The following is a 12,012-nucleotide window of genomic DNA, read 5'->3' on the forward strand; positions in this document are numbered from 1 at the left end:
CGCGGCAAGGCGGACGCAACATGCAGTTCGAGTTCTTGCTGGAACAGGTGGTGAATGGCCTCGTGCTCGGAGGCTATTACCTGCTCATCGCGCTCGGCCTGTCGCTGATCTTCTCCGTCGGCGGCATCGTCAATCTCGCGCATGGCGCCTTTTATGCGCTCGGCGCCTATGTCTGCGTTGAGCTGACGAAGCACCTCGGCTTCGGCCCGTCCGTGGTGATCTCGCCATTCGCGGTCGCGCTGCTCGGCATCCTGTTCGAACGCTTCATCCTGCGGCGCTTCTACGCGGCGGACCCGATCCTCAGCCTGCTCGTGACCTTTGGCCTCGCGATGGTCGCAGAACAGGCGATCCGCATGATCTGGGGCGCCGCACCGGTGTCGACCGAGATCCCGCAAAGCTTTCGCGGCTCGGTCATCGTCGGCGATTTCCTGTTCTCGCGCTATCGCCTGCTGATCCTTGGCGTGGTCGCACTCGTGATGGTCGGCGTCTGGTTCCTGCTGCAAAAGACCTCGTTCGGGCGCGTGGTGCGCGCCGGCATCCAGCGGCCGGACATGGTCGCGGCGCTGGGCATCCGTCTCCAGCCCTACATGACCGCGATCGTGATGCTCGGCGTCGGTCTCGCCGCGCTCGGCGGCGCCTTCTTCGCGCCGATCACCACCGTGCATCCGGCGATGGGCGCCGAGATCATGACCATCGCCTTCGTCGTGGTCGTCATCGGCGGCCTCGGCAGCTTTTGGGGCGTCATCATCGCAGCGCTTCTTGTCGGCGTGGTGCGCGGCGTCGCCATTCACTTCGAGCCTGCCGCGGGCGAAGCCTCGATCTACATCCTGATGTTCCTGGTGCTGCTGGTGCGCCCGCGCGGCCTGCTCGGCGAACGCATCGAGAAGTTCGAATGACGCGCGCCTCGACCATCGACAGGCTCCGGCCGCTGCTGATCGCGACCGTCGCGGTCATCGCACTGCCCTTCCTGCTGCGGGCGCTCGGCTTGTCGCTCAACACCGGCACCTGGATGCTCGGGCTCGCGATCGCGGCGATGGGGCTCAACCTCTGCATCGGCTACACCGGCCTCGTCTCGTTCGGCCACAGCACCTGGTTCGGCATCGGCGCCTATGCCGCTGGCCTGATCCAGCTGCGATACTTCCCCGGCGAGATCTGGCTGCCGCTGTTGGGATCGATGATCGTCGTCGCGATGGCATCGACCGTGACAGGCCTGCTGATCCTGCGCCGGCGCGGCGTCTATTTCTCGCTGCTGACGCTGGCGCTGGCCGCACTCGTCTACACCACCGCGTTCCGCTGGACGAGCCTGACTGGTGGCGAGGACGGGCTTGGCGGGCTGAAGCGCGGCGGCATCGGGCCCGTCAGCTTCGACAGCGCGCTCAGCTACTACATCGTGGTCGCAATCATCGGGCTCGCCGTGCTCTATGTGCTGATGCGCCTGGTACGCTCGCCGTTCGGCCATGTCCTGGTCGCGATCCGCGAGAACCAGCTGCGCGCGAGCTTTCAGGGTTATCCGGTCGAGCGCTACAAGCTCGCGGTGTTCGTGATCTCGGCCGTCGTCACCGGCATCGCCGGCGCGCTGATCGCGTTCCTGAACTATCTCGTCTCGGCCGAAGCCGTCTCGGTGCCGTTCGCCGGCGAGCTCTTGGCGATGGTCGTGATCGGCGGCATGCGCAGCCTGCTGGGACCTGCGCTTGGCGCGGTGTTCTTCATCCTGTTCCGAGAGCTGTTCTCGATCTGGACGTCGGACTGGCTGTTCTGGTTCGGCCTCACCTTCGTGGCCTTCGTGATGTATTCGCCCGGTGGCCTCGTCGGCATTGGTTCGCTGATCATGCGGCGCTTCCGCCCGGCACCGGAAGAATCCGCCGCGATGAGCCGGCGCAAGATCTATGACGGCCTGCCGCTGCCGGACTTTTTGCGACCGCAGGCGCTGAAGGGCACGGTGCTCGAAGTCAGCGGCGTTTCGAGAAAGTTCGGCGGCATCCGCGCAGTCGTAAATGCAAGCCTCACCGTTGCCGCCGGCGAGATCCACGCGCTGATCGGGCCGAACGGTGCCGGCAAGACCACGCTGTTCAACCTGGTGTCCGGCCTCTACGCGCCGGACCAGGGCTCGATCCGCCTTAGGGGACGCGACATCGCCGGCGTACCGGCAAACCTGATCTGCCATCAGGGGCTGGCGCGTTCGTTCCAGATCACCAATCTGTTTCGCGGGCTCTCGATCTACGAGAACCTGCGCTTGTCGTTGCAGGCCTGCCGGCCGATGCGCTTCAACATCTGGAACGACATCGACGCCTATCCGGATATCCATGCCGAGACGGCCGCGCTGACAAAATTCCTCGGGCTCGAAGGCATCGAGGCGATCGAGGGTGGCGAGCTCTCCTATGGCGGGCAGCGGTTGGTCGATCTCGGCATCGCGCTCGGCTCCAAGCCGCAGGTGCTGCTGCTGGACGAGCCGCTCGCCGGCCTCGCCGCGGCGGAACGCGAGCGCGTGTCCAACCTCGTCAAGAACATCGCGGCCAACATTCCGGTGCTGATCGTCGAGCACGACATCGACCGTGTGCTCGGCTTCTCGCAAATCGTCACCGTGATGAACCAGGGCGAGGTCCTGATGTCCGACTGCCCCAGCGCGGTGCGGGCGGATTTGCGGGTGCAGGAGATCTACACCGGCAAGGGCATTCCGCCCGTCGAGCACCGGCGTAGCGCTGATGATACCGGCGAGCACCCGACCGTGCTGCGGCTCGACCGCGTCAACACCTTCTACGGCAAGAGCCACATCCTCAACGACGCCGCGCTCGACGTGCGCGAGGGCGAGATCGTCGCACTGCTCGGGCGCAACGGCGCCGGCAAGTCGACGCTCTTGAAGACCATCGCGGGCCTCGTGCCGGCGGCCTCTGGAACCATCGAATACAACGGCACGGACATCGCAAGCCTGGCCGCGCCCGATATCGCGCGCCGCGGCATCGGCTATGTGCCGCAGGGCCGCGGCCTGTTCGCCGGCATGACCGTGCGCGAAAACCTCGCGCTCGGACGTCTCGCGCGCAAGACCGACGGCAGCGACGGCGTGGTCTGGAACGAGGAGCAGATCCTGCAATATTTTCCGCGCCTGAAGGAGCGCATGAACATCGCGGCCGATTATCTCTCCGGCGGCGAGCAGCAGATGGTCGCGGTTGCCCGCGCCATGTCCGGCAATGTCCGTCTGCTGCTGCTCGACGAGCCGTTCGAGGGCCTGGCGCCGGCGGTGACGCTGGAGCTGTTCAAGGTGTTCGACCAGCTCCGCAGGCACATGTCGATCGTGATCGTCGAGCACAATCTCGATCTCGTGCTGGCGCTCGCCGACCGCGTGTTTGCGCTGGAGCGCGGCGCCGTGTTCCACCAGGGACCGGCGGCGCCGCTGCTGAACGATCTCGGCTATCGCAAGCAGATCCTGTGGCTGTGATGGAAGCAAGAGCGCTCCCTCTCCCGCAAGCGGGAGAGGTTAGGGAGCCCGCGGTGCCAGCGACGCCTCACTCCGCCTTGATGTTCGCGGCCGCGACGACCTCGGCGAGCTCCTTCGTCTCCTTCGCGATCTTGGTCACATAATCCGCCGGACTGAGCACGCTCACGACGCCCTGTGAGCCGAGCTTGTCCGCAACCGCGGGATCCTTGGCGGCAGCGGTGATCTCCCGGTGCAGCGTCTCGAGGATCGGCGCGGGTGTCGCCTTCGGCATGAAGAAGCCGACCCAGAACGACAGGTCGAAGCCGGGATAGCCTGCTTCCGCAACGGTCGGCACATCCGGCAGCGACGGCAGCCGCTCGGCCGATGACACCGCCAGCGCGCGCAGCTTGCCGGCCTTCACCAGCGGCACGGCGGAGAGCGGATCGAACACGGCGAGCACCTCCTGCGCGAGGATGCCGACCTCCGAGGCCGCACCGCCGCGATAGGGCACGTGGATCATCTTGATGCCGGCCTTCTCGCCGAGCAGCTCCATCGCGAGATGGGCGAGGTTGCCGTTGCCGCCCGAGCCGTAAGCGAGCGCGCCGGGTGCGGCCTTTGCCGCGGCGACGAGATCGGCCACCGTCTTGATGTCGGCGGTCTTGGGATTCTCCGGATTGACCACCAGCACCAGCGGCGCCGAGACGACGGTGGTGAGCGGCGCGAAGTCGCTGACCGGGTCGTAGCGGATATCCCTGAACAGCGTCTTGTTGAGCGTGATCGTCGACGAGTTGCAGGCGAGCATGGTGTAGCCGTCGGCCTCGGCATGCGCGACGCCCTCGGCGGCGATCATGCCGTTGGCGCCGGCACGGTTCTCGACCACGAAGGGCTGACCCAGCTTGGCACCCAGCCGGTCGCCGATGATGCGCGCGACCACATCGACCGGGCCGCCCGCACTGAAGCCGACCATGACCTTGACCGGCCGCACCGGATATTTTTGCGCGAGCACCTCGGTCGACACGCACAGTCCGGCGATCAGCGCCAGCACGCGAAGCGTTCGTTGCATTCGTTCTCTCCCCGGACTTTTGCACCGCCTGTGCTTGTTGGTACGACACGCTTGGGATGATGATGAGCGGCCACACGGGATTTCGCAATCGCGTTTCGTCCCACGCGAGGCCCGGCATTCCGTTGCGCGGCAAGCGAACGATGCTTCCCAACAAAAATGCGAAAACAACCCCATGCACAGTAGCGGCGCTTGCGAGAACAGGGACTTGCGCGTTGCGCGCGGTGGTTTGACTCGTCGGGCAAAACAGGAGCAGGATGGCATCATCGCAACAATCGCAAGCGTGACGGCCGCCCCGACCTGGGCCGCCTCGACCTTGTTGCGCGTAAACCCTTCATCGACATTCCGAAATTCGCATTCGCGCGCAACGGCGAAGGGCCGTTCGCGCGCCTGCGCCATCACAGGACACAGCCCATGACGACAGCTCCGAGCCTCCGCATCACCACACCGGTTGCGGCAAACGACCGCACCGGCCCGACCACGAGCCCGCGGATAAGACTCACCAAGCGGCGCATCGCGATCAGCCATCCGGACCCGCAAGCCGGCGAGCAGCTGCTGGCCGAGGCGCTCGGCGCCGTCGACCGCGACGCGATGCACGGCATTCTGAAGCAATTGGTCAAGGCCAGCGCGATCGGACAGAAGCCCGATGAAGCCAATCTCGCCTTCATGGTCTCGATGATCCGGAGCATCGCGCCGAAGGATTCCATCGAGGCCATGCTGGTGTCCCAGATGGTCTCCGTTCATATGGCCGCGATGCGCTGCGCCTGCCGCCTCGCCTGCACCGACGACCTTCCGCAGCAGGAGGGCATCACGCGCGCATTGACCCGGCTCTCCCGCACCTTCGCGGCACAGATCGAGGCCCTGAGCCGCCACCGCAACAACGACGAGCGCACGATCACGGTGCGGAATTTGTCCGTGCAGGACGGAGGACGGGCGATCGTGGGCAACGTCACGCAGCATGCGAATGTTGCCGGAGCGAACCCAAGCGACGCACGGCGAGACATCCCCGCATGAGCGACGGCCACACCCGCAACACCGCCCCGATGCTGGCCAGTCGCCGCTGCGGCGCCACGACCCGCAGCGGCGAGGCGTGCCGCTCACCGGCCGCGCGCGGCAAGACCCGGTGCCGCATGCACGGCGGCGCGCCAGGGTCAGGCGCGCCGAGGGGAAACCGGAATGCACGGAAGCATGGATTGTTCGCCCGGGATGCGATCGCCGAGCGACGAGAGATCAAGGGCCTGCTGGATGATGCGTGCAAGCTGCTGGAGGGGCTAACGTGATTCTAGTGCTTGTTTGCCCATGCAGGGCTCGAATTGCCGTCGAAGGAGTAGACGTACGTCGTACGGTACGGGCCACCTGTATTGGCACCTTTCGCCCCTTGGTCCCGTCGAACTCCAACATCTGTCAAATGCTGTGCGCTAGGGACAGCGTTAGAGGTACATATAGACCACGCCTAAAGGTTAAAACGCGTCAACAGGTTACGTACGGACTTGTCGGCACAACCCCGAATATGCATATGATGAGCTGCAAGGCTGGCCCCTGGAACCAAAGTTGTAAGAAAGTGTTGAAGAATCAAGAGCATCATGCTGGGGCCGCCCCACGGGGAGTTGCCATGGCCACGCTGACACTGGAACAGATTGCTGAAAAAGCTAAAAATCATCGCGTCACTCCTTCTGAGCGCAAGGCCCAGAGGGTGAGTTTGATTATGGGTCTGCGGTCGAAAAACTCGACCCTCACGCGCGATGAGGTGTCCAGTTTTCTTGACCAAAACGAGGGTCATGAGACAGCCGAAAAGAAAGCTGGTTGACACCGGGGAATAGACAACCGCTAATAGAAAGGCCCAGCTTTTTGCTGGGCTTTTTTATTTGGGCGGAACGATGCTCGATAGCAATTGGGAATTGATCAACGGACCATCGGCTCATCACATTGAGCAGCTAAATGCCGCGAACAGCATCAACGTGCTGGAAGCGCTAGTCACCTTTCTTATCCACTTCAACCAGCCGGATAAGTTGCCCTGGTCGCCAAACGAAATGGCGCTGCGAGAGCTTCATAGATCCGGCACGCTTTTCTTACTCAACAAGCCTGGCGAATACCGAGACGTCCCCGTCCAAGTGGTAAACATACAAACGGGAGAGGTGCTGTATCAAGCCCCGCCTTGGGAGCAGGTACAGCAACTGATGACGGAATTCTTTGATGAGCTTCAAGCAATTTGGCGCGACGGAGATGCGCTTGACGCCGCAGCATTCGCCCTTTGGCGTATCAACTGGATACATCCGTTCAGGAACGGCAATGGCCGGACGGCGCGCGCTTTCTGCTATGCCTGCCTGAATGCAAGACTCGGCGTGATCCTGCCGGGCACTACCACCGTAATCGACCAAATCATGCTTACTCGCCCGGACTATGAGGCGGCCATCCGAGTTGCGGACCAAGCGGCAGCTGCGAACCCAACAACAAGGGATTTGGATCAGATGAAAGACTATCTGAACCGGCTGCTCCAGATTCAGATCGCCAGCATTCCAGATTCGTAAACCCAAACCAGAGCCCGTAGGATGGGTTCAGCTCTTCGCGAAACCCATCATCGTCGCGGATGAAGTGATGGGTTTCGCAAGAGCTCTACCCATCCTACGTGCTGGCGGCGGAACGGTACCAACGATGTAACAGCCCTGCTCCAGTACACGGCCTTGGCGGCCCCCGTTTGGCATCTCTCTTGCTGCACTGCGTACAAACCTCAGACCCGCGATAGGGTCTGTTTCAAATTGAGGCCATCACATGCAGCCAGCGTCCCGTTTCGACACGACCTTCTTGCACCTCGACGCACTCATTTCTGACTTGCAATGGCGGATCCAGATGCTCGATGCCGACATTCGCGAGGAAGAGGACAAAGCCGGCAATGCCGACCCGGGCAGCGCCACCTATTCCATGCTTGCTCAGACAATGAGAACGCGCCGCGACAACCTTCGCGCTTCAATCGCCCTGTTGGAGGACCGGCTGCCCGCGGACCACGCGCAGGCGGCCTAATGCGGCCCGCCATCCTTCGACGTTCGGCGAAATCCGTCAGCATCGCGAATGAACCGATGGATTTCGCATCTGCTTTTACCACTTGCGCTTGACGGACGGGACACTCTCCCCGCCACGAATGAAGCGATAGGTTTCGCGTCCGCCTTTGCCCGTTGGGCTGCGGCGGACGCTCTACCCACCCTACGGCTGCGGAATGTTGCGAAAGCCGGGGCGAGCCTACGTTCGCTCCCTTCAGCCGCTGTGCGATGCGTCACCTATCTCGCCGAAGATAGACCGAATCCAAGGTCCAGCGGTCTCACGATCACGCTTGACATATAGGAGTATATGCTCCTATATCTCTCGGATAAGAGAGCATATGCTCTCAGTTGAAAAGGACCCTCGCCATGACCAACGCAGAAATTCTCGTCAGCGGCGCCACCGGGCGCACCGGGGGTGCGGCGATCGACGAGCTCTTGAGGCTCGGCAAGCGGGTGCGGGCCTATGTGCGCAAGGACGGCGAGAAGGCCGCCGGCTTGCGGGCGCGCGGGGTCGAGACCGCGGTCGGCGATTTCACCGACATCGACGCCATTCGCGCGGCGATGGAGGGCATCCGCTCCGCCTATTTCCTGCATCCGATCGCGCCGGGGATCATCGGCGCCGCCGCCTACTTTGCGCAGGCAGCGAAGGAAGCCGGCGTCTCGGCCATCGTCAACATGTCGCAGATTTCGGCGCGCCGGGAATCGGCGAGCCATGCGGCGCAGGATCACTGGGTCTCCGAGCGCGTGTTCGACTGGTCGGGGGTCGCGACCACGCATCTGCGCCCGACCTTCTTCGCCGACTGGCTGGTCTATCCGCACTTCGCCAAAGCACTCTGGGCCAGGAAGACGATCGAATTCCCGTTCGCCAACGGCCGCCACGCGCCGATCGCGAGCGACGACCAGGGGCGCGTCATCGCCCATCTCCTGGCCAAGCCCGAAGGCCACGCCGGCAAGATCTACACGCTCCATGGCCCTGTCGAGATGAACCACACCGAAATCGCGGCCGCCATGAGCAAGGTGCTCGGCGCCGAGATCGCTTATGCGCCGGTTTCGATCGAAGAGTTCAGGCAGAGGATGGAGCAGCTCTACAAGTTTCCGCCATTCCTGGTGCAGCACCTCGTCGAAGTTGCCCAGAACTATCAGGACGGTATCTTCGCCGGCACCAACGACAATGTCGAAAGGATCACGGGAACGCCGGCCCTGTCGGTGCCGGCCTTCATCGAGAAATACAGGAACGCCTTCGCCTGAGGCGGACGCCAGGCGATGAGCAGAAGTCGAGAGAACAGACAGATGATGCAGATCAACCAGCCGCTTGGCATCGACGAATGCAACTGCAACGCCATGCGCAAGGCGAGCCGGCAGATTACGCGCCTCTACGATGCCCACCTCGCGCCAACCGGCCTTCGCATCACGCAGTTCCTGACGCTCGCGGCGCTGAACGAGGTCGGAAGCGCAGGGATCAACGCGCTGGCCGAACGGCTCGACATCGAGCGGACGGCGATGGGCAAGATGGTCGGCTTCCTGGAGCGCGACGGCCTGATCAGGCTCCGTCCGTCCCCCACCGACGGCCGCAGCCGCCTGATCGAGCTCACCGAGAAGGGGCGCCGCCTTCACAAGGAGGCGGCTCCGCTCTGGCGCGACGCGCAACGGCAATTCGCGCAGCTGAATGGCGCGAAGAACGTCGCCGAGCTGCGCAAGGGATTGCAACAGATGGTCGTCGGCGACATGGCCGCGACCTCGTCCGACGACTGAACGTCTCGGCACATCGCCCACTCCATGGAGATGATCATGAAACACACTTTCGCCGCCGGCCTGACGTTGCTGCTCGGAATGCTCGGCCCGGGCGCCGGATACGCGCAATCCGCGCCACCACCGCCGACGCCGACCACGAAAATCCTTGCGATCGGCACCGTGAATCCCGGTGTCGACCCGGCAAAAGTGTTCGCGACCCTGCCGAACGAGGTTCGCGACACCGTGGACCTCTATCTGAACGGCAAGATCGACCAATGGTATTCGCTGGCAGACCGTCGCGGCGTGGTGTTCCTGCTGAATGTCACGGATGTCGCGGCCGCCCATGAGATGCTCGAAAAGCTGCCGCTGGGCCAGGCCCATCTGATGAGCTTTGAGCTGATTCCGATCGGACCGCTCAACCCGCTGCGCGCGTTGCAGGGGATGAAGGCAAATCCGTGAAGTCGCGCGGTCATTGCGGGACCAGCGCGGCATCGCTGCCTTCACCCACCCGATCAGTCCGATGCCGTCTTGGCCGAGACCGACTGGCTCGTGCGGGTGCCTTCGCCGGTGTCGAGGCGATAGAGAGCCACCGCGCCGCCGGCCAGGACGACGACGATGACGACGATCGCGATCACGTTCTTGCTGCTCAAGCGAACATCCTCCGGCTGATACGCTGGTTGTAACCGATCACGAGCGTCCCAAGTTCCGTGAAGTTTCCATGACGTCCACGCAGCGTTTTCCCGGCTACGATTCCGCGCGGGAATGTCGGCCAACAATCGGAACTTCTCGCCGTTGCGCTGCTTTGATTCCCGCAACGGAAGCCGCCCATGACGACAGAAACGGAACTGAAATTCCGCCTTGCGCCGCGTCAGCTCTCGACCGTTTTGCGCAATGGCGCATCGCGCAGGCATGGCGACCCGACCGGGCAGACACTGATCTCGACCTATTACGACACGAAGAAGCACAAGCTGAGGCGGAACGGCTTGGTGCTCCGGGTCCGCAAGATCGACGACCGGTACGTCCAGACCGTGAAAGCGCGCGGCCTCACCGACGTGACGCGCGGCGAATGGGAGAACGAGGTCGCCGGCGCCAAGCCTGAGCTCGCGAAAACAAGACATACGCCGCTCGACGACATTGCCACCAGAAACTTTTCCGGCAAGTTGAAGCCGGTCTTTCAGACCGACGTCCGCCGCACGGCGCGGATGCGGCGCGTCCGGAGAAGCCGGATCGAGCTCGCGATCGACCAGGGCCGGATCACCGCCGGCCGCCGCTCCCGTCCCGTCGCCGAACTCGAGCTGGAGCTGAAGTCCGGGCAGATCGCCGACCTGTTCAGACTGGCGCGGATCTTTGAACGCAAGGCAGGGGCCGAACTCGATCCGCGCTCGAAGGCCGAGCGAGGTTTCGAGCTCGTGGCGGGGAACGGCCGGAGCGCGCAACGCGCCGAGCCGATCCGGCTCACGCACGAGGTTTCACCGCAAGACGCTTTCCGCATCATCGCGCATTCGGCGCTTCGTCAGGTGACCACGAACGCCGATCCGGTGCGTAACAAGGATTCCGAGGGAGTTCATCAGATGCGCGTCGGCCTGCGCAGGCTGCGAGCGGCGATCTCGCTTTTCGACGACATCATGCCGCGGGTAGGCACGGGCCGGATCAAGGCCGAGCTCAAATGGCTCACCGGCGAACTCGCGCCGGCACGCGAGATCGACGTCTTTGTCAAGGACAGCATTGAACCGCTTCCCGAGCAGGGCGTCCCGCGACGCGGCGCCGGCGCGATACGCAAGAAATTCTCCGCGCAACGGATGGCAGCCTTCCGGCGTGCCGGCGAGGCGGTTGCGTCGGCGCGCTATCGCCGCCTGCTGATCGACGTCGCCGAATGGATCGAGGCGATGCGGGCCAGCGCCGACGACGGCCGCTCGATCGCCGCCTATGCCGCCGAGATGCTCGACCGGCACACCAGGAAGGTGCGAAAGCAGGGCAAGCAGCTCGCCGAGCTCGATCCGCGGCGGCGCCACAAGCTGCGCATCAGGATCAAGAAGATCCGCTATGCCGTCGATTTCTTCAAAAGCCTCTACCGCGATCGCGACCAGAACGAGCTTGCGGATTTTTCCGGCCGGCTGAAGCAGCTGCAATCGGCGCTGGGATCGCTGAACGACTTCATGGCGCATCGCGAGCTGGCGACGAAGGCAGCGTTGGCAGCGCCGCCTGCGAACCGGCGCGCCCAGGCTTTCGCATCCGGCTTCATTGTCGGCCAGGAGCGCGAGGCGGCTCACGGCCTGATGAAGAATGCCGCGCGGGAGCTGCGTCGATTGCATCGGCTGCGGGTCGAGCCGCGCAAGTGACCTCGCAGAAAAAAGCGACCTTGCAGAAACAAGCGACCTTGGAGAAACCGGCATGGCATGGGTCGGCAGTTGGCGAAATCAATTCGGATCGATCCTGCGCATCATCAGCGATGCGGAGGGCCGCATCGAGGGAACATTCGAGACCGCGCTCGAAGACAGCGGCTTTTACGGTCAGACAATCCAGGTCATCGGATTTCACAAGGGCAATTGCATCGCCTTCGTCGCCGCAGGCGCGTCTCCGTCAGGCGACCGTGTGGTGTCATACACGGGCCTGTTGCGCCACGGGAAAATGGAGACCGCCTGGTTCGTGGTCGCCGACCAGGCGCTGAGCGCCGCCGGCGAAGGCGAACCCGCGAAGCTCAAGCCGTTGAACTGGTGGCGCGCCGTGACAACGAACGTCGACACCTTCGAGCGGGCCTAGATCCCGCCTCCGAT

Annotated in this window: 14 protein-coding genes; 12 read left to right on the forward strand and 2 right to left on the reverse strand. The window is 63.8% G+C overall.

All coding sequences use genetic code 11. The features are described from left to right. The first annotated feature begins 20 nt into the window (after positions 1-20). Both IC761_RS25760 and IC761_RS25765 read left to right on the forward strand, forming a co-directional pair. Complete coding sequence (locus tag IC761_RS25760) at positions 21-896, forward strand: branched-chain amino acid ABC transporter permease (protein WP_195799488.1); 876 nt, start codon at positions 21-23, stop codon at positions 894-896. Next, positions 893-3,433 (forward strand): branched-chain amino acid ABC transporter ATP-binding protein/permease, encoded by a 2,541-nt coding sequence (locus tag IC761_RS25765; protein WP_195799489.1) that lies wholly within the window; start codon positions 893-895, stop codon positions 3,431-3,433. Before IC761_RS25760 ends, IC761_RS25765 begins: the two co-directional genes overlap by 4 nt. 67 nt (positions 3,434-3,500) lie before the next feature. Here the strand turns inward: IC761_RS25765 and IC761_RS25770 are convergent, their stop codons facing one another. Further along, positions 3,501-4,475, reverse strand: coding sequence for a Bug family tripartite tricarboxylate transporter substrate binding protein (locus IC761_RS25770; RefSeq protein ID WP_195799490.1), 975 nt, complete (start codon positions 4,473-4,475; stop codon positions 3,501-3,503). Positions 4,476-4,886: 411 nt separating this feature from the next. Between IC761_RS25770 and IC761_RS25775 the strand changes: the two genes are divergently transcribed. From IC761_RS25775 to IC761_RS25810, 8 genes are all read left to right on the forward strand, one after another. After that, positions 4,887-5,486, forward strand: a complete 600-nt coding sequence (locus tag IC761_RS25775; protein ID WP_195799491.1) for a hypothetical protein — start codon at positions 4,887-4,889, stop codon at positions 5,484-5,486. After that, a complete protein-coding gene (locus IC761_RS25780) occupies positions 5,483-5,752 on the forward strand; it encodes an HGGxSTG domain-containing protein (RefSeq protein WP_195799492.1) in 270 nt (89 codons plus the stop codon). Before IC761_RS25775 ends, IC761_RS25780 begins: the two co-directional genes overlap by 4 nt. A 332-nt stretch (positions 5,753-6,084) precedes the next feature. Beyond that, positions 6,085-6,279: a hypothetical protein gene (locus tag IC761_RS25785; protein ID WP_195799493.1), complete on the forward strand. Its 195-nt coding sequence runs from the start codon at positions 6,085-6,087 to the stop codon at positions 6,277-6,279. 70 nt (positions 6,280-6,349) lie between these two features. Next, positions 6,350-7,000 carry a Fic family protein gene (locus IC761_RS25790; protein WP_195799494.1) on the forward strand — a complete coding sequence of 217 codons (651 nt, stop codon included), beginning with the start codon at positions 6,350-6,352 and terminating at the stop codon, positions 6,998-7,000. Positions 7,001-7,241: 241 nt separating this feature from the next. After that, positions 7,242-7,490: a hypothetical protein gene (locus IC761_RS25795; RefSeq protein ID WP_195799495.1), complete on the forward strand. Its 249-nt coding sequence runs from the start codon at positions 7,242-7,244 to the stop codon at positions 7,488-7,490. A 383-nt stretch (positions 7,491-7,873) separates the two neighbouring features. Then, positions 7,874-8,755, forward strand: coding sequence for an NmrA family NAD(P)-binding protein (locus IC761_RS25800; RefSeq protein WP_195799496.1), 882 nt, complete (start codon positions 7,874-7,876; stop codon positions 8,753-8,755). A gap of 15 nt (positions 8,756-8,770) precedes the next feature. Then, entirely contained in the window at positions 8,771-9,259 is a 489-nt protein-coding gene (locus tag IC761_RS25805; protein WP_438265054.1) for a MarR family winged helix-turn-helix transcriptional regulator, read from the forward strand. 36 nt (positions 9,260-9,295) lie between these two features. Beyond that, complete coding sequence (locus tag IC761_RS25810) at positions 9,296-9,697, forward strand: hypothetical protein (RefSeq protein ID WP_210338484.1); 402 nt, start codon at positions 9,296-9,298, stop codon at positions 9,695-9,697. A gap of 53 nt (positions 9,698-9,750) precedes the next feature. Here the strand turns inward: IC761_RS25810 and IC761_RS25815 are convergent, their stop codons facing one another. After that, positions 9,751-9,888 carry a hypothetical protein gene (locus IC761_RS25815; RefSeq protein ID WP_195799497.1) on the reverse strand — a complete coding sequence of 46 codons (138 nt, stop codon included), beginning with the start codon at positions 9,886-9,888 and terminating at the stop codon, positions 9,751-9,753. 177 nt (positions 9,889-10,065) lie between these two features. Here IC761_RS25815 and IC761_RS25820 point away from each other — a divergent pair, with 177 nt between their 5' ends. Continuing rightward, on the forward strand, positions 10,066-11,577 hold the full coding sequence (locus IC761_RS25820; protein WP_195799498.1) for a CYTH and CHAD domain-containing protein: 1,512 nt from the start codon (positions 10,066-10,068) through the stop codon (positions 11,575-11,577). 52 nt (positions 11,578-11,629) lie between these two features. Beyond that, the gene (locus IC761_RS25825) at positions 11,630-11,998 is read left to right on the forward strand and encodes an avidin/streptavidin family protein (RefSeq protein WP_195799499.1); all 369 of its coding nucleotides are present in this window, start codon (positions 11,630-11,632) and stop codon (positions 11,996-11,998) included. The last annotated feature ends 14 nt before the right edge of the window (positions 11,999-12,012 follow it).

The sequence above is a fragment of the Bradyrhizobium commune genome, from assembly GCF_015624505.1.
GTDB lineage: Bacteria > Pseudomonadota > Alphaproteobacteria > Rhizobiales > Xanthobacteraceae > Bradyrhizobium > Bradyrhizobium commune.